38 protein-coding genes are annotated in these 15,108 nt (G+C 61.8%); all 38 read left to right on the top strand.

Features of this window, described 5'->3' with window-relative positions; all coding sequences use genetic code 11:
• Positions 1-53 precede the first annotated feature (53 nt).
• Entirely contained in the window at positions 54-617 is a 564-nt protein-coding gene (locus ACQKOE_RS07445) for an Nmad5 family putative nucleotide modification protein (protein WP_427512217.1), read from the top strand.
• Entirely contained in the window at positions 614-988 is a 375-nt protein-coding gene (locus ACQKOE_RS07440; RefSeq protein ID WP_427512216.1) for a hypothetical protein, read from the top strand. Before ACQKOE_RS07445 ends, ACQKOE_RS07440 begins: the two co-directional genes overlap by 4 nt.
• Positions 989-1,206: 218 nt before the next feature.
• Positions 1,207-1,836, top strand: a complete 630-nt coding sequence (locus ACQKOE_RS07435; protein ID WP_427512215.1) for a hypothetical protein — start codon at positions 1,207-1,209, stop codon at positions 1,834-1,836.
• A complete protein-coding gene (locus tag ACQKOE_RS07430; RefSeq protein WP_427512214.1) occupies positions 1,833-2,270 on the top strand; it encodes a hypothetical protein in 438 nt (145 codons plus the stop codon). The genes ACQKOE_RS07435 and ACQKOE_RS07430 overlap by 4 nt, the downstream gene beginning before the upstream one ends.
• On the top strand, positions 2,245-2,526 hold the full coding sequence (locus ACQKOE_RS07425) for a hypothetical protein (RefSeq protein WP_427512213.1): 282 nt from the start codon (positions 2,245-2,247) through the stop codon (positions 2,524-2,526). Before ACQKOE_RS07430 ends, ACQKOE_RS07425 begins: the two co-directional genes overlap by 26 nt.
• Positions 2,523-2,759, top strand: a complete 237-nt coding sequence (locus ACQKOE_RS07420) for a hypothetical protein (protein ID WP_427512212.1) — start codon at positions 2,523-2,525, stop codon at positions 2,757-2,759. Before ACQKOE_RS07425 ends, ACQKOE_RS07420 begins: the two co-directional genes overlap by 4 nt.
• Positions 2,752-3,030 carry a hypothetical protein gene (locus tag ACQKOE_RS07415; RefSeq protein ID WP_427512211.1) on the top strand — a complete coding sequence of 93 codons (279 nt, stop codon included), beginning with the start codon at positions 2,752-2,754 and terminating at the stop codon, positions 3,028-3,030. The genes ACQKOE_RS07420 and ACQKOE_RS07415 overlap by 8 nt, the downstream gene beginning before the upstream one ends.
• Positions 3,020-3,493, top strand: a complete 474-nt coding sequence (locus ACQKOE_RS07410) for a hypothetical protein (protein ID WP_427512210.1) — start codon at positions 3,020-3,022, stop codon at positions 3,491-3,493. The genes ACQKOE_RS07415 and ACQKOE_RS07410 overlap by 11 nt, the downstream gene beginning before the upstream one ends.
• Entirely contained in the window at positions 3,483-3,746 is a 264-nt protein-coding gene (locus tag ACQKOE_RS07405) for a hypothetical protein (protein WP_427512209.1), read from the top strand. Before ACQKOE_RS07410 ends, ACQKOE_RS07405 begins: the two co-directional genes overlap by 11 nt.
• Positions 3,743-3,973 carry a hypothetical protein gene (locus ACQKOE_RS07400; protein WP_427512208.1) on the top strand — a complete coding sequence of 77 codons (231 nt, stop codon included), beginning with the start codon at positions 3,743-3,745 and terminating at the stop codon, positions 3,971-3,973. Before ACQKOE_RS07405 ends, ACQKOE_RS07400 begins: the two co-directional genes overlap by 4 nt.
• Positions 3,974-4,001: 28 nt before the next feature.
• Positions 4,002-4,289, top strand: coding sequence for a hypothetical protein (locus tag ACQKOE_RS07395; RefSeq protein ID WP_427512207.1), 288 nt, complete (start codon positions 4,002-4,004; stop codon positions 4,287-4,289).
• Between the two features lie 81 nt (positions 4,290-4,370).
• Positions 4,371-4,712, top strand: a complete 342-nt coding sequence (locus ACQKOE_RS07390; protein WP_427512206.1) for a hypothetical protein — start codon at positions 4,371-4,373, stop codon at positions 4,710-4,712.
• Positions 4,712-4,948, top strand: a complete 237-nt coding sequence (locus tag ACQKOE_RS07385) for a hypothetical protein (RefSeq protein ID WP_427512205.1) — start codon at positions 4,712-4,714, stop codon at positions 4,946-4,948. Before ACQKOE_RS07390 ends, ACQKOE_RS07385 begins: the two co-directional genes overlap by 1 nt.
• Positions 4,945-5,382, top strand: coding sequence for a hypothetical protein (locus ACQKOE_RS07380; RefSeq protein WP_427512204.1), 438 nt, complete (start codon positions 4,945-4,947; stop codon positions 5,380-5,382). Before ACQKOE_RS07385 ends, ACQKOE_RS07380 begins: the two co-directional genes overlap by 4 nt.
• A complete protein-coding gene (locus ACQKOE_RS07375) occupies positions 5,379-5,792 on the top strand; it encodes a hypothetical protein (RefSeq protein ID WP_427512203.1) in 414 nt (137 codons plus the stop codon). The genes ACQKOE_RS07380 and ACQKOE_RS07375 overlap by 4 nt, the downstream gene beginning before the upstream one ends.
• 120 nt (positions 5,793-5,912) lie before the next feature.
• Positions 5,913-6,152: a hypothetical protein gene (locus tag ACQKOE_RS07370; protein ID WP_427512202.1), complete on the top strand. Its 240-nt coding sequence runs from the start codon at positions 5,913-5,915 to the stop codon at positions 6,150-6,152.
• Between the two features lie 30 nt (positions 6,153-6,182).
• Positions 6,183-6,359: a hypothetical protein gene (locus ACQKOE_RS07365; RefSeq protein ID WP_427512201.1), complete on the top strand. Its 177-nt coding sequence runs from the start codon at positions 6,183-6,185 to the stop codon at positions 6,357-6,359.
• A gap of 89 nt (positions 6,360-6,448) precedes the next feature.
• Positions 6,449-7,051 (top strand): hypothetical protein, encoded by a 603-nt coding sequence (locus ACQKOE_RS07360; RefSeq protein WP_427512200.1) that lies wholly within the window; start codon positions 6,449-6,451, stop codon positions 7,049-7,051.
• Positions 7,052-7,123: 72 nt separating this feature from the next.
• Entirely contained in the window at positions 7,124-7,510 is a 387-nt protein-coding gene (locus ACQKOE_RS07355; RefSeq protein WP_427512199.1) for a DUF3085 domain-containing protein, read from the top strand.
• A complete protein-coding gene (locus tag ACQKOE_RS07350) occupies positions 7,510-7,914 on the top strand; it encodes a DUF3846 domain-containing protein (protein ID WP_427512198.1) in 405 nt (134 codons plus the stop codon). Before ACQKOE_RS07355 ends, ACQKOE_RS07350 begins: the two co-directional genes overlap by 1 nt.
• Before the next feature lie 101 nt (positions 7,915-8,015).
• Positions 8,016-8,276, top strand: a complete 261-nt coding sequence (locus ACQKOE_RS07345; protein WP_427512197.1) for a hypothetical protein — start codon at positions 8,016-8,018, stop codon at positions 8,274-8,276.
• A gap of 83 nt (positions 8,277-8,359) precedes the next feature.
• Positions 8,360-9,037 (top strand): hypothetical protein, encoded by a 678-nt coding sequence (locus ACQKOE_RS07340; protein ID WP_427512196.1) that lies wholly within the window; start codon positions 8,360-8,362, stop codon positions 9,035-9,037.
• Between the two features lie 123 nt (positions 9,038-9,160).
• Complete coding sequence (locus ACQKOE_RS07335; RefSeq protein ID WP_427512195.1) at positions 9,161-9,343, top strand: hypothetical protein; 183 nt, start codon at positions 9,161-9,163, stop codon at positions 9,341-9,343.
• 82 nt (positions 9,344-9,425) lie between these two features.
• Positions 9,426-9,902 carry a hypothetical protein gene (locus ACQKOE_RS07330; protein ID WP_427512194.1) on the top strand — a complete coding sequence of 159 codons (477 nt, stop codon included), beginning with the start codon at positions 9,426-9,428 and terminating at the stop codon, positions 9,900-9,902.
• Positions 9,902-10,195, top strand: coding sequence for a hypothetical protein (locus tag ACQKOE_RS07325; RefSeq protein ID WP_427512193.1), 294 nt, complete (start codon positions 9,902-9,904; stop codon positions 10,193-10,195). Before ACQKOE_RS07330 ends, ACQKOE_RS07325 begins: the two co-directional genes overlap by 1 nt.
• Positions 10,195-10,512, top strand: a complete 318-nt coding sequence (locus ACQKOE_RS07320) for a hypothetical protein (protein ID WP_427512192.1) — start codon at positions 10,195-10,197, stop codon at positions 10,510-10,512. The genes ACQKOE_RS07325 and ACQKOE_RS07320 overlap by 1 nt, the downstream gene beginning before the upstream one ends.
• Complete coding sequence (locus tag ACQKOE_RS07315; protein ID WP_427512191.1) at positions 10,502-10,720, top strand: hypothetical protein; 219 nt, start codon at positions 10,502-10,504, stop codon at positions 10,718-10,720. The genes ACQKOE_RS07320 and ACQKOE_RS07315 overlap by 11 nt, the downstream gene beginning before the upstream one ends.
• Positions 10,717-11,034: a hypothetical protein gene (locus ACQKOE_RS07310; protein WP_427512190.1), complete on the top strand. Its 318-nt coding sequence runs from the start codon at positions 10,717-10,719 to the stop codon at positions 11,032-11,034. The genes ACQKOE_RS07315 and ACQKOE_RS07310 overlap by 4 nt, the downstream gene beginning before the upstream one ends.
• Before the next feature lie 145 nt (positions 11,035-11,179).
• Positions 11,180-11,758 (top strand): hypothetical protein, encoded by a 579-nt coding sequence (locus ACQKOE_RS07305; RefSeq protein ID WP_427512189.1) that lies wholly within the window; start codon positions 11,180-11,182, stop codon positions 11,756-11,758.
• Positions 11,759-11,826: 68 nt separating this feature from the next.
• Positions 11,827-12,048: a hypothetical protein gene (locus ACQKOE_RS07300; RefSeq protein WP_427512188.1), complete on the top strand. Its 222-nt coding sequence runs from the start codon at positions 11,827-11,829 to the stop codon at positions 12,046-12,048.
• Complete coding sequence (locus tag ACQKOE_RS07295) at positions 12,045-12,272, top strand: hypothetical protein (RefSeq protein ID WP_427512187.1); 228 nt, start codon at positions 12,045-12,047, stop codon at positions 12,270-12,272. The genes ACQKOE_RS07300 and ACQKOE_RS07295 overlap by 4 nt, the downstream gene beginning before the upstream one ends.
• The gene (locus ACQKOE_RS07290) at positions 12,269-12,544 is read left to right on the top strand and encodes a hypothetical protein (protein WP_427512186.1); all 276 of its coding nucleotides are present in this window, start codon (positions 12,269-12,271) and stop codon (positions 12,542-12,544) included. Before ACQKOE_RS07295 ends, ACQKOE_RS07290 begins: the two co-directional genes overlap by 4 nt.
• An 11-nt stretch (positions 12,545-12,555) precedes the next feature.
• The gene (locus ACQKOE_RS07285) at positions 12,556-13,113 is read left to right on the top strand and encodes a hypothetical protein (RefSeq protein ID WP_427512185.1); all 558 of its coding nucleotides are present in this window, start codon (positions 12,556-12,558) and stop codon (positions 13,111-13,113) included.
• Positions 13,114-13,178: 65 nt separating this feature from the next.
• Positions 13,179-13,706: a hypothetical protein gene (locus ACQKOE_RS07280; protein WP_427512184.1), complete on the top strand. Its 528-nt coding sequence runs from the start codon at positions 13,179-13,181 to the stop codon at positions 13,704-13,706.
• Between the two features lie 95 nt (positions 13,707-13,801).
• On the top strand, positions 13,802-14,092 hold the full coding sequence (locus ACQKOE_RS07275; protein ID WP_427512183.1) for a hypothetical protein: 291 nt from the start codon (positions 13,802-13,804) through the stop codon (positions 14,090-14,092).
• A gap of 1 nt (position 14,093) precedes the next feature.
• Complete coding sequence (locus tag ACQKOE_RS07270; protein ID WP_427512182.1) at positions 14,094-14,393, top strand: hypothetical protein; 300 nt, start codon at positions 14,094-14,096, stop codon at positions 14,391-14,393.
• Between the two features lie 9 nt (positions 14,394-14,402).
• Positions 14,403-14,717: a hypothetical protein gene (locus ACQKOE_RS07265; protein WP_427512181.1), complete on the top strand. Its 315-nt coding sequence runs from the start codon at positions 14,403-14,405 to the stop codon at positions 14,715-14,717.
• A complete protein-coding gene (locus ACQKOE_RS07260) occupies positions 14,714-15,076 on the top strand; it encodes a hypothetical protein (RefSeq protein WP_427512180.1) in 363 nt (120 codons plus the stop codon). The genes ACQKOE_RS07265 and ACQKOE_RS07260 overlap by 4 nt, the downstream gene beginning before the upstream one ends.
• The last annotated feature ends 32 nt before the right edge of the window (positions 15,077-15,108 follow it).

Genomic DNA, 15,108 nt, shown 5'->3' with positions numbered 1-15,108 from the left:
GTATCCTGCCCCATTCGTGTTAAACGAAACACACCCACCGAATCGAGGATGACATGAGACTCAAGAATTATCAGCGGGACAAGATCGTCAACGGGCTGGTTCATCGCGCCATGCTGGAGAGCGAGAATGCCCTCGCATCAGACGAGGACAAGCTGGCCCTGGCAGTCTACCGCAGCCGCATGCCTGAGACGACCGAGAAGGCCGCGGACAAGCTGAATCAGCAGATGCCCGGCATGATCTACACCTGCCGCAGCGTGAACGTGAAGCTGACAACTGGCAGCTGGTTCACCCTCTACATGAACTTCGAGCGCCCCCAACCACGCAGCGGCAACTTCGAGGACACCTGCCCCGAGGATCTGTTTGAGCAGGTTGAGGCCCTGAAGGAGCGCAAGCGGGAAATCCAAGACACCCGCAATGCCGTCCACCGCGACGCCCGCGCCGTGGTCTATTCCTGCAACACCGTCGAGCAGCTGAAGGCAGCCTGGCCCGAAGTGATGCCCATTGTCGAAGAAGTGATGGGCACGGCGGTCGAGAAGAAGCGCGGCCTCCCCGCAATCGACCGCAGCAAGCTTAACGCCATGTTCAAGCTGCCCGTCGATGCTAAGGAAGCTGCATGACCCAGCGTTTCATGGCCTATAACGCCGACCACCTGCGCATGGTGGCCGAAATGATCGAAGCATTGCCCGAGGACAAGCATGCGACCTTCGCGGCGATGCTGATCACCCAGCGCCTCATGGTATTCGAGGACGAGGCACTGGAAGCAGTGGCAGAAGTTGCCCGTGCCGGCGATCGCTGCTTCATCGCCATGACGACGTGGTTCGATCTTCACCCCGAGGCCGCTGATGAACTGCTCATGCAGGCGGCCTCGCACTGCATGTATGGGCGCGACACCATCGACGACGACAGCGTCGGTGGCTGGGGCCAGGTCGAACTCGACAAGGTCGCCACGCTGCTCATGGTCCACAATCGACAGACCACGGCACACTGATGCTGAAATAAGCGCTTGTGAGCGCGTCTAGCGCGGTCAGCTACCTTGACACCTAGACGCGCTCCCAACGCGCTGAGCGACCGCGAGAGCGACGATCCAAGCATATCTCGCACCGCACTTCACCACCACGACAGCACCGCAATTGCCCACTTGCGCGAATCTCTGCACTGTGCAAAGTAACACACACACGGTCGAACGGTTGACCGAGGAGAAAGCAAATGATCCGACAGGAGGACAAGGACGAGGTGATGGCTTTCATCGACCTCAACGGCGGGCCCAAGCAGGTCTCGCTGTCCGACACCACACACCTGTTCCACTTCCACCGCAGCGACTGGCAAGAGTCGCCCCTGGTGCTGGTCAACAAGAACGGCAACTACTGCCGCATCCTGCGCAACATGCAGGGCGAGCACTTCTGCGTGGACACCTGGAACTCGCTGTTCGACTGGCAGCCCTGGATGTTCAAGATGCAGCGGCTTGACCCCGACCCCGAGAAGATCCTGGCGATGATCTCGGTGGGCAATGGCAACAAGCCGGAGTGCATGACGCTGTTCCCGCGCGAAGCCTACCCCGGCAAGGGCCGCTACGCCTGTGTCCGCTGGAAGGCGCTCCCGGTGCGCTTCAACCTCGATAACGGCACCTTCTCGATACCGGTGGACACCGCGCAGAGAACCTTCAGCGGCAAGCTGTGGGAGAACGTCGAAGCCTTCAAGGCCGTGCTGGCGTGCATGTCAGCGACGCCGCCCAACCTGGCGACTGGGGTGATCGAAAATCCGTTCGAGCGCCAAGTGGCCTACGAGCAGCACGCCGTCGCGTTGCAGGACAATCCACTGTGGGGAGCCTTCGGGTGAGCGAAATGACCGACATTCTAAAAGAAGCGCGCCGTCGCCTGAACGAGGCGACTACAAAGACCAACGGGTCGTTCCCTTGGGAAACCCCTGAACTGACCCGCGAGAATGCGGGACCGCTTGAAGCCATGTGCGCCCTGCTGGAAGAAATGGCCGCGCTCCGGCAGCAAGTCAGCGACACGATATTGGAGTATTTTGATGGCGGCCTGCCCGAGGACGCGGTCGGCTTCTTTCACCCTTTCATCATCGGCGAGCCCGACCCCTTGGTCGAGGCGCTGAAGGCTACCGGCGACGACGAAGCCGAAGAACGAGCGTGGCGGCTGCGGGCGCAGCTTGCCTCTCTGGGCTACGAGGTCGGGAAGAAGCCTTCCTGCGCAACGCCCATCACACTGGACAATGAAAGGAAGAACTATGACCGACGCCAACTGCGCGCCTGACCGCCCCACCGGCACTCGCGCCGTAGTCGTGGTTGACCGCGGCTGGATTTTCGCCGGCGACGTTACCCGCGAGGACGGCCGCATCCGCCTGGCGAACGCACTGCACGTCTTCAAGTGGGAAAGCATCGGCTTTGCAGGCATGATCGCAGACCCGAAGGCTGCCAAGGCCGACCTTCGCGAGATTGCTAACGTCGATATACCCGCTGGGGCCGAAGTGTTCTGCGTTCCGGTGGGCGACAATTGGGGGCTTGAATGACCCCCGCCACCTTCGCGCCCATCGGCACCGGTGACGGTGACGGTTCAGGTGCCGGCGACGGCGCCAGCTACAGCGACGGCGCTGGCTACGCCGATGGTGCCGGATACAGCAACGGGCACGGTAACGGCTACGGTAACGGCTACCGCTTCGGTTACGGTTACGCCGATGGCTTCGGGGCAGGCTTTGGCACTGTCAGCAATTCGCTGGGCTTGCGGGGAGCCAGCCATGACTGAGGCGCGCGAACTGATCGACAAGGCACACCGCGAAATGGATGTGTTCGAGCGCACTGGCGCAATGACCTCACGCCAGCTGATCCAGCTGGCCGAGAGCCAGGTCGCGGAGATTGAGCGGCTGCGGTGGGCGCTGTCCCTCTACGCTTCATGGGGTGTCGTATGCCCGCAGACCGACGAGGCCATCTGCGAGGACGGCGGTGAAATCGCCCGCGCAACCCTCAGTGATTGGAAGTCGGCAGTCGGGAATTTGGGAGCCAGCCATGACCAGTGAAATCCACCTCACGCCCACCGGCCATGCCAAGGACTGTGGCTGGCACGTTGACCAGTATCCGTGGGAATGCACCTGTGGGTTCATACCGAGGAAGAAAGCAATGGACAACCTGATCGCGCAGGATGCCGTCCTGGTTGACCTGGCAGCGCCGGATCGCCTGCTCGAATGGCTGCCCACAGATGGTCAGAGTTGGGGCCAGCATGAGCGCGACGTTTCCGAAGTGCTCGGCATACTCGATGCCATAGCGGAGAGGGCATCTGCCCGCGCCGAACAAGATGCCGAACTCGCCAAGTTCAAGGCGCTGGCCGAGACGCTGGCGCATACTTTGAGGCAGATGCGGTCCTACGGCTGCCCTGTGTGTAATGGGGACTGCGGTAGTGCCAATCCGCCCGTTATCTCTTGCCCTATGAGCCAATGCGACGAAGTCCTGCGTCAATACAAGGGAGCCCGCGATGCCAATTGAGCAGATCGACATGGACGCTGCGGCACGGCTCAACGGTGCCGCCAACTGGGAAATATGGAAGTTGTGCCGTCCGCTTGACGGAGACTGGCAGTATCTCTGCGCGAAAGACTTTGCTCACCACCGCCACCAAGCATGCGCTCCACTGCTGGCCGAGATTGCCAGGCTGTCCGAGGCGCTGTCAGCGATCGCAGACGGCGAAGGTGACGCGCAAGACATTGCCCGCCAGACACTCGCAAGAGAGGAAGACAAGTGAAGTCCGCACCCCAGTTCAAGCTAATCCAGATCAAGCGCGCCCTCGACGAGGGCTGCCATGTGTGGATCTGGATCACCGGCATCCGCCACTCGATCTACGTCACGGCGATCACCGAGCAGCTGGATCACTCCGTGGTCCTGGCCGCCAACTTTACCGACAGCTTCACCGTCGCGCCCGAGGACATCCTGGCGGTGCGCACTCAACCCGTCGCACGGGATATTGCGTAGGTGGCATCGCGGGCCTAACCAAACACACATGAAAGAGGAGCCAGAAATGAACATGGTGGACGACCCCAAGCCCAAGGCTGAACTGCGTGACGAGGATCTCCACGAGTTCCGCATCGTCGAGAAGGACATGAGCCGCAGCCAGCAGACGACCATCATCCTGATGGCGCTGGCGCTGATGGGCGTCCTCTACCTGATCTACCAGGAAACGCGGATGGACCCCAACTCCCCCTATGCGAAGTGCCAGCGCCTGTTCTGGACCGACCGCGCCTGCGTCAACGAAGTCCTCAACGAGCGCCTGCGCTACATGGGCATCTAACCCAAGGTCGAGTGGTCATTGCCCATTCGACTTTTGCGCGGTGTGCGCTACTAATGACACACACAAACCGGAGACAAAGCAATGAGCGATCTTATCAGCCGCGACGCGCTGCTTGAGGCAGTGAGGTCCGGGACCAATCCCATCGACGCGATAAGCCGCGCACCAGTGGTTACCCCGCAGGTCGTTGCCAACATCAGCGGCGGGGTGCTCCAGGGCGCCAGCTGCGATTACCGGGTGGACGTTTACTGCCTCGACTTCGACACTGGCTGCCTGGATGACCACAGCACCGGCGTGATGATCGACGGTTCCGATGCCTACCGCTACCAGTGTGGTGCCGCGATCGAGCCGCACTTCGTCTCCGAAGTGGTCGAGGCCGAGGAAGTCTACCTGCTCACTGGCGACCCGGTCGAGGAGGACGCCTGATGCCCCGCTACACCGTGGACGTGAAGGCGTTCATCACCGTCACCGTTGAAGCGCCAGACGAGAACGCGGCGCGCAAAGCGGCAGACCATTACGTCGAAACCAGCTGCTCGCCCAGCGAAGATGAAGTCACCGCGTGGGAAATCATCATGAAGGACGAAGGTGAACCCGCCTGGCCGGTGAGCGCCGGCGAGTTCTGCGTCGATGGCTTCAGCGAGGTGGAGGAGGAAGAGGAATGAAAACCTTTTGCTTCGAGGCGCGCTACCGCGACTTCGACGGCGGCGGCCGCTGCGATATTGTCATTGCGCCCAACCGCGACGCGGCGCTCAAGCTGGCGGCATACGAGGTCATTACCGACAATTGCTGGGACGAAGACCCGGAGCGCTTCACCTCCTACGGGAGCCTGATCGACTGGTATCACGAGGAACTGGAAATCCTCCACGAGTGGGGCGATCTGGAAGGGCGTGCGTGTCCCAACTGCACCGCGCACAATCACTTCGACACCGGCGCCCTGCTCGGCCACGGCACGATCTTTGAGTGCAGCACCTGCCACTACCAGTGGGTGCCGCTGGGCAAGAAAGTGACCAGCGAGCAAATCATGGATGCGACAAAAGCGTTGGCCGAAGTGCTGGCGTTCGAAGCCAACATGTTCACCAAGGAGAACGCGGCGTGAAGTTTTACCGCGCCAACACCGAAAGCGGCCCCCGTCTCGAAAGCACCCAGGCCGAGGCCAAGGCCCTCGACCCCAACTTCGAGCGCATCGACATACCCACCGACCATGACGGGCTCAAAGCCTACGTCCAGGCGCTGTGGGACGAGAACCATCAGCTTCGACAGGGCGGCGTTGTCTCCGTGGTGCCGCCGGTCGGAGAGCTTCCCGAGGGGCATGAGGAGCAGGCACCAGCCCCCCTCCCGACTGTTCCCGCTCCTCGGGAAGCGCCTTACACAACGCAGGCGATCAGCTTCGAGGATGGCTTCGCCGCCATGCCCCTCGCGCTCCAGCTGCACTACGCTGCCCTGGCGCTGGAGAACGCCCGCACCGCGATCAAGCCGGTCAAGCTGAAGATCGAGGAGGCAGCGTGAGTGCGGCGCCGAAGCCCTGCCCCTTGTGCGGTCAGGTGAAAACGAGCGCTGCACCTGCGCCCAGCGACCCCCAGCGTCCCTACCGCGACAAGGTGCGGCGCATGACGAGGAAGATCAGCTATGTCCGCTAGTCCCAAGTCCAACCCCTACACCGTGATCTTCTACGTGGACGGGGACTATGCCGTGGAGACGTTCGTCGAGCGCGTCAAAGCTGCCAATCCGAGCGCCGCTTTTGACGCGGCAGTTCAGCAGGCTATCGACCATCGCCGCACCTCCACGGGGCGCTCGTTGTCAGAGTCGGACTATAAAGCTGCCACCGAGATAGCGATATTCGAGGGCAGCCCGTCGTTCGCGCATTGACGATAATGCGTGGCCCGCCCAAGACAGGGCATGCCCAGCATCGTTCAGCAGCGGCTCATCCGCCGCCAGATCATCGAGATAATTGCCGCCCCGCTGGAAGGGGCCGCGAAAGAGGCTTTCCTCGCCGATGCCGAGGCAGCGCTCAACCGCCAGCTTCCCCTCCCCAATCGCACCCAGCGCCGGGCCAGCTTCCACATCGTTCGCTGACACAACCCACCGCTTGCCCGCTTGCGCGCCTCTAACTGCATGTGTAATGACACAACAGCGACTAGAGATTCGCAAGTAGGAGAAAGAATATGGCTACCCGTTCACGGATCGGCATCAAGCGCACCGACGGCTCGCTCGAACTGATCTACTGCCACAGCGACGGTTACTTCGCCCACAACGGCCGGATGCTCCACGAGCACTGGCAGAGCCAGGCCAAAGTAGAGGGCATGATCGCCAGGGGCGACATGTCGGTGCTCGGCGAAGTTGTCGGCAAGAAGCACGACTTCAACTGGGTGATGAACTTCCCGGAGACTGCCGAAGGCCACATCGACTGGGACGGCGTGCGGGCTGACCCTCGCCACAAGATGTGCCTCTTCTACATGCGCGATCGCGGCGACAAGGAACTCTACTCCCAGCGTTTCAGCAACCTTGAGGCTGCCGCGGAGATCTTCGAGGAATACCTCTACCTGTGGGACGAGACGCGCGACGCCTGGATCGGCTGTCAGACGCCGTGGCAGTGCAACCCCGCCTCGCTCGACTGGTATCTCCTCTCGGATCTCGCCGAGATCAAGTTTTACGACGAGGACATCCACAAGGTGCCGACCACAACCTACCACAGCGCGGCATCGCAGATCATCGACGCCACCCCGACGGTGATGGATAAGATGGTCGAGGGGCTGCACCAGTTCTGAAGCCATTTGCTTCCACCCGGCGCATGTTACATGACACACCTGCAACGCAACAAGACTGCAAGGAGAAAGTCAATGGGACGACTGGTATTCAAGATTGATGAGACGCTGCGCTCCATCGTCGAGCATGCCGCCAGCCATGCGCCGGGCACCTGCTATGGCGAGCCGATCGAGCGCCACTCGGTGTTCCTGGTCAAGGATCGCGGCGTCTACCTAATGAGCGCGGCGGCCGAGAGCCAGAAGACTGGCAAGCAGGCCCCGGAGGACGTCGTGGTGGTCAAGTATGCCGAGTTCCACGACCCCAAGCAGGGCGAGACCTGGGACTTGGACCGCCTGGTCTGCGGTGGTGACGACTTCGCCGAGCCGATCGACGTGTCGGCGTTCCAGGCAGCGATCAACGAGGGCGCACAGGAGATTATGATCGACCTCACCGCCACCTCCCTCAGCGTGAAGTCGCGCTGATGGCCAAGATGCTCCGCACGGTCGTAATCGACCCCTACGCGCGCACGGTTTACGAGCGCGAAATCGAGGACACCTTGAGCGCCTACTACGAGGTGATTGGCTGCCAGCTGGTCGAGCCGTTCTACCCGTTCACGGATAGCGGCCACCACTTCATCTACGTCGATGAAGAGGGCTTGATGGGCGGCCAGTCCTGCGGCTTCGCGATGGGTGAGCACTACAAGGTCATGGGGCGCGGTATCGTCCTGCGCGAAGGTCGAAATGGCAACACGCTGGGCGCCACCATGACCGTCGAGGAGGTCCGCGCACATATCACCGGCTGGCTCGGTGAGCCCGATGTTGACGTGGACGAACTGGTCGAAGGCGAGATCCTGCACAGCAATCCGTTATTCGGACACTTCGGGTGATCGCCGCGACATATGTGCCCTTGCTGAAACCCCAGTTCTGTGCGACTTTGTGGAATGGGGTTTTACCAGCAACAGGGGGCCCGCGGATGGATGCCGTGGCCATGACAAAGCGTCTCTACTCGGTGTGGAACAGGAACTACAAGGCGTGCCTCGTCGTGGCTGACAGCCCCGAGGAAGCTGTAGGTCTGTGCCTGAAGTCTGGGCACATCAGAAAGGCGCATCTATTCCGCAAGTTCGAGGACATGACCGACCGCCACACGGCAGAGGGAAGTCCTGGCATCGACAGCCTCAAGGCGCTGCTCGAAGGTTCCACCAGCGGGATAGTTCTCCAGAACGCAGAAGGGCTCTGGGCCCTGGCATGACGGATTAAGCATCGCTTCACCGTTGCCCACTTTGCATTTGTCGAGTCATGCGCTATGACACACATGCAAAACGGAGCAGCGCAATGAAGATTTCCCTCACTGACAAGCCCATCGCGCTCAAGGCCGAACGCCTGGCCCGCGCACACCACGAAGGCGTGAAGCGCAAATACACCGGCGAGCCCTACATCGAGCACCCGATCCGTGTCGCCGAGAAGCTGCTATCCTTCGGCATCGTGACCGAGCGCTTCCTCGCCGGGGCGCTGCTGCACGACTGCCTGGAGGACGAGAACCTCTTTGGCACGATGCTGCACCCCTCGGAGATTGAGAAAATCTCCCGCACGGTCCTCACCGACGTGAAGTTCCTTACCAGCCCCGGCGGCAAGAACCGCGCCGAACGCAAGGCGCGCTACCGCGACCAGATGGCTCAGGCGCACCTCGGGGTGAAGGCGATCAAGTGCGCCGACATCATCGACAACGTGACGGGCATCGTCGCGCTCGATCCCCAATTCGCCTCGCTCTACATCGAGGAGCAGCGCCTGATGCTGAACGCCCTCAAGCCGACTGGCCAGACCGTCACCAATTACGTGAGGATCTGGAGCGCGGCGTCGGAAGCCTGCCTCCAGGAGACAATCGAGTTGGCCCACCTGGACCGCGAAGATCGCCAGCAGCGTGACGTGAAAGCCGAGCGCGCGTTCCTCGCTGCCGTGGCAGAAATCGAGCGACGCCATGCGGATGACATGCGCGCGTTCGGGCTGTTCTAGCCATTTGCATCCGGGGTCGCGCTGCGACACATTGCGAATCGAACAAGCACACACGCACACAGGAGCATATATGCCACATCAAAGCTGTAGCCAGGGACCAGGAGTTGTTGGCGCCAGCGCACGATGAAGCTGCGCCGCCTTGAAGTCGCCGCCTACGCCAGCGTAGCCGCGGCAGTCAGCTTGGTCGCCTTCCCGCTGAGCCTGGCCGTGGGCCTGCTCGGTTGGGCCAGCCTGTGGCCGGCCGCAGCATTCGCCGCGGTGCTGGTTGCCAGCGGTGCAGCGATCGAGTGGGCAAACACACGATAAGTATTCGCCACTTGCGTCCATGCTGCATTGCTCATAACACACACTTACCGGTCGCGGTTGACCGACAAAGAGGAGATTGACGATGTTCCAGGGTTTTGGTTCGCGTGAAGGCTACCGCCTCATCACCGAAGATATGCTGGCGGCGCTTGCGCCGATCGAAGCGAAGTATGGGGTCAAGTTCGCGACCGCTGGCGGAACGCTCGGCACCTCCGACATGCTGGTGAAGCTGAAGGTGGAAAGCACCGACCCGACTGCGGTGGACAAGGCCGCTGCCCAGGAGTTCGCCCGTCAGTGCCGCTTCTACGGTCTGGAACCCGAGGACTACGGTGCGGAGTTCACCATGGGCGGCGTTCGCTACCGTCTCACGGCGATCAAGTCCTCGCGCCCCAAGTATCCGCTGTGCGCCGAGAGCCTGCGTGACGGCCGCACCTACAAAATGACCACCGCTGGAGTGGTGGCGCAGGTTGTTGCTGGGCGCGCTGCCCGCCGCGCAGCCGAAGCAGCTGCCATCCGCGCAACGCCCGACACCGCGAAGTTCGCCGGCACGGGGATGTTCTGATGGCTGAAGAGACCCCCATCCGCATGTTCCGCGTGGACGTGAACATCGTCGGCACCGCCTACATCTTCGCCGAGAGCGAGGAGGCAGCCCGCCGCCTCGTAGTCACCGACCTGATCAACGTCGGCGAGGAAGTCTGCGAAGGCGGCATCGTGGACGGCACCCCGTTCGAAACGATCATGGAAAACATGCGCGAGTGCGACGAGAAGGCGCGCGTCACCCTCTCCCCCGCGATCACCATCGTCGGCCCGTGTCTCGACGACGGCGACTTCGCGCTTGAAGAGGATGACCTGTAATGGACATCGCCAAGATGCTCACGCTCTCCACGGTGCATGTCACCAAGGAGACGAGCCTGCTCCTCGACGCCTACCTGGCCGCACCGCAGGACGGGGTGAAGCCGGAGTGCGACTTCGATGGGCTCTCCATCTACCCGAAGGGCGAGTATGGCTGGTTCTTCTACATTCACGACGCCTTCGATGATCCTGAAGCCGCGGCCAAGCTGCCCACGGATCTGATCGAGGTGGTCAAGTTCGCCAGGGGCTGGGGCTGCGACTGGCTCTGCCTCGACTGCGATGCTGGCGACGTAGACGAGCTCCAATCCTATGAGTGGTAGCGCCATCTTCGTCGCGCTGGCGCTCGCCGCCTACGCCTGGTCAGAGCGATCTGCCATCAACCTGCTGATCTTCGCCAGCGTCCTCACGGTGCTCGGCGCGGGGTCGGACTTCGTTCACGATCACGCCGTGGACATCGTGCTGTCGCTCGGCCCCGCCTACTTCGTGTGGTTCAAGCGCTGGCACGGAAAGCCGGAAGACGAGCAGTGATCGACTGGAACCTGCCGCTGCGCCTCGTCGCGACGAAGCGCCAGGTCTACTTGGTCTATCGTTGCGACAAGTCAGGCTGGGTGCGCGTGGGCCTGGATGATCAGTGGGGCAGCGGCGGCGTCAGCTTCAACAAAGATGGCAGCCGCCTTCCCGGTTTCGCTTACGCGCCCGGCTGGGAAGAGGTCGAGAACTTCGATCCTTTGGCTGAACTGATGGCCGAGGCCAAGATCGTGGTCGATACCCCCGACGCCAGGAAGCGCCGGGCAGAGATCAGCGAAGCGGTCGCCGACAATCCCCTGTTTGGAATGTTCTGATGCGCTGCTGCGTCACCATGCACCGCACGATGCTTGGCTGGTGCGCAGCGGTGGTCGCACAGCGCGTTGGGCAGGTGCTTGCTGGTCGGTGGTCGCAAAATCAGTCCACGCGCTCAGAGACGCTTAAAATCGAAAGGTGAATGCCATGAAGGTTTACATGATCCAGCGCAGCACCGAGGACGGTGACAGCCTCGACCTGTTCGTGGTCGCCGAGAACCGCGACCAGGCGGTCGATCTGTGGCGCGAATGGGACATGGTCAAGGACTTCAACGTCCTCGAACCTGACCGAGTGTGGGAACTGCCCTACTCTCTCGATGATCGCTGCGACACACCGCGCCGCCTCGACTGGTGGGACGAGGTCACCGTTTGCTTCACTGGCGCCGGGACGATTGGCAGCCGCAAGGTCACCCGCGACGAGTGGCAGCGCCTCGCGGCTGCATCCGGCTTCAGCTACACCGAGAAGGCCGAGCAAGCCGACATCCTGGTCGCCTCGCGCTTCGACACGACCAAGGCGGTCAAGGCCGCGGCGCGCGGGGTGAAGGTTATGACCTATCAGGAATTCCACACCCAGTGCCTGGGCATCCCGGTCAACGACCCGTGGGAGCTCGCCGAGGAAAAGCGCCAGGCCGCTGCTGAACGAGTAGCCGAGAAGCGCGCCGCCCGCGCTGCTGCCGACAAGAGCCTCGATGAAATGCGCGAGAACCCACTGTTCGGTCTGTTTTAGCCATTTGCTTCCACGCAGCGAGTCACCGATAACACACATGCAGCAACGGTGCTGCGACGGAGAAAGACATGAGCCACAAGGTCACGATCCTGTGGGGCGCGGTGCCGGAACCCGGTGACCAAGCCACCACCTACGAGTTCGCTACCCAGGCGGAACTCGACGCCTTCCTGCTCGGCGTGGTCAACGCCGGCGGCTACCTCAATTACAGCCACGAGGCCGAAGGCTTCACGGTGCCTACCGAGGTGAACGCCTACGAAGCCTATTTCGAGCAGCGCGGGGTGGCGTTGTGATCGACCCGATCCGCCAGGCGATCGAACACGCCAATCGCGAGGAGCATGGCGGCGCTGGCTACACGCTGCTGGTTCGCCTGGTCAGCGGCAGGCATGTCGAGGTGGTCGCGTCCTACGCCGATGGAAAGCTGGTGCTGCGGCGCTGGCTGGGTGGGGACGACCCCCACGGCGATCAAGTCTTCTTCAACCCCGCCAACGTCGAACAAGTGGAGATTCTCTGGTGAGCCAAGTCGAAGTCAAACCCCGCCGCCGCGCCGGCAGCGCCGACGTTTTCGAGCGCCGCTATGGTCCGGTGGACTCCCCCGATGGGAACATGATCTGGGAGCACAAAGATCTTCCCAAGGACATCGAGGAACGAAACGTCTGGACGCTCGTTGACTGTGACGGGACGCTCTACGTGGTGCCTGGCTACCACACGGTCAACTACTTCGGCCGCGTGGTCACGGAACGCCAGTGGAGCGACGTGGAAGAAATGAACCCAGGCTACGTCTGGTGAGGGGGAAAATCATGAGAGGCTTCGTAAAGGCCGCGCTGGTTCTGGCACTCGCAGCAACCTCCACCCCGGCGATGGCGCGGGTCACCGAGGTAATCCCCTTCGATACGGTCAAGGGGTGGAACATCCGCTATTCCGAGGGCAGCACCGCCTGTCATATGAGCAAGACTGACCTGGGCAGTCCATTCGGCATCGTCCTGGCGTTTGGCTGGGACGCCGAGCAAGACATGGCGACGGTGATCTTCGCGACCAAGAACGAGGGCCGCAAGCTGGCTGACAACGGCACGGCAGTGGGCATCGAACTGTTCGACAATGGGGATAGCCTGCGCCCCAATAAAAGCTGGCAGCTGCCCAGCGCCCAAATCAACATCAACAGCGGCAATGTGTTCTTCACCGGATCATTCGCCGATGGCAGCGCCTTCCTTGATGATGTGCAGAAGTCCGACGCCTTCGCCCTGCGCAGCAACGCGGGGCTGTTCATCGGCGGCTTCACGCTCGATGGGATCGCGGCAGCTGTCCCACGGCTACGCCAGTGCGCCGAGAGCCAGCTGCGCATGTGGGGCGCGAAGTAGCACTGCCCATTTGCTTCCATCACACCGCGCTCGTAACCTGCAAGCAGTTGAAAGGAAGGACATTTATGAAGCGATTTGCGAAAGCTGCCTTGCTGCTTGCGGCAAGCCTCGGTGCCGCCCCGGCGGTGGCGGCCACCGAGTTGGAGGTTTACGACACCTATGGGCGTTACACCATCATCAAGCCGAAGGAAGGGGCCAACGTCTGCATGTTGGTCGGCAAGGACGGCAGCATGGAGTTCAACCTCCTGCGCGCCCCCAATGGTTCGGTGTTTGGCTTCACACTCCCGCCGTCCGAGATCCTGCTGACCAGCGGCGGCAAGGTCAACCTGTCGCTGATGATGTTCTTCATGGAGAACGGCGAGAAACAGTCCGTCGTGATCGACCGCGCCTTCAACGCTACCAGCCTAAAGAGAGGCGACACCCAATACTCGATCATGCTCAAGTCCACGGACGATTACCGGCGCTTCGCGGACGCCTACCTGATGGGCGTGAAGAATGGCACGGAGGTCGTGTTCGCATGGGACTCGCGCGACCTGCGCCCAGCGATGCGCCTGCTCTCCGAGTGCGCTGGCATCATCAACGATCGCCTCTAACCCGCTGCATTGCCCACTTGCGTCCGCGCTACGTGTATTCTAAACGACATACATGCAGCGCGGTCGCGGTGACAGCGCTAGAGAAAGGGAATGCGATGAAAACGATCCAGGATCACATCGACGCGGCTTATCCCACCGGCAACCAGCGCGACGCTGGCTTCCTCCGCGAGCAGGACTACCAGGGCTGCGCCGACCTCGATGCCAGCTACGCACGCAAGTGGCTCGAAGATCGTGGCTACGAGGTGATCGCCAACGGTGACCTCGGCACCAACGGGATCGCCGTGACCAAGTGCGGCTGGAACCTCTCGACCAACGGCTTCGTCTACTACGACCCGCACGCCGCGCTGCGTCACGTCGCCGAACTCCAAGAACGCCAGGGAGCCTGACATGAAGCGGACCTTCATCGCCTATACCGACCCCGGCCACGGCTGGCTCAAGGTGCCAGCTGCCTCGATCAAGGAGGTGGGCCTCAAGGCCGCGGACTTCTCGGTCTACTCCTACATTGACCAAGGCCACATGTTCCTCGAAGAGGACTGTGACGCCGGCAAGTTCCTCGACGCCTTCGCGCGCACACATGGGCAGGAAGCCAAGCACACGGTGCGCTCCTGCAATGGCCATTCCCGCGTTCGCTACAAGTGGAGCAACACGCCGGAAGCCGCCCGCTACTTCGTCCCAGAAATCGCATAGGAGACTGAAATGCCAAGATATTACGTGCATCGCTACGACGTGATACGGATCAAGGTGGCAGTCGATGCCGAGAGCCAGCTGGAAGCCATGAAGGCGGCCGACGAGTTCCTGTCTTATAGCTCCAACTACCCCATCCACGAGCACAGCATCGCCAGCACCTACGAGGGCGAGATTGCCAAGGTCGAGGAGCGCGGCGTGCCCTGCTTCATGCATTACGAGCAGGCCGAGGAAGTCACCGGCTATCTGGTCGATGAAGCGGGTGACGAGGAGTATGCCAACAGCATCTACTACAACGCCGAGTTCGAACCGGAGGTGGCGCCATGAGCCTTCACATCACCACCTACGTCATGCTTGGCGTGATCCTGCCCTACCCCGGCTACTTCGATGACGAAGCCGCCGAGAAGCTGTTCGAAGATCATGGCTGCGGCTACTACGACACCGAACTGCCCGATGGCGTCGCGGTGATCGGCGACCATATGGACGGCAACTGGTGCGCCGTGGGCAAGGTCTACGCACGGTCGCGGGCTGGTGACAACGGTGCGCTACCACACACGGTCAGCATCCCAACCACCACAGACAAAGCTGCCGTGGCAGAGATCGCGGCGTTCATCACCGAGCATGGCCTCAACCAGGACAAGCTGGGTTACAAGATCGGTTGGCATGTCGTGGTGCAATACAGCTGAAGCCACTTGCGTCCGTCAAAGGTGCATAGTAA

Origin of the sequence: Novosphingobium sp. NPDC080210 (assembly GCF_050281025.1) — a bacterium.
In the GTDB taxonomy this organism is placed as follows: Bacteria; Pseudomonadota; Alphaproteobacteria; order Sphingomonadales; family Sphingomonadaceae; genus Novosphingobium.
The sequence above is the reverse complement of the archived record's forward strand: the minus strand, read 5'-3'. Positions and strand labels throughout refer to the sequence as shown.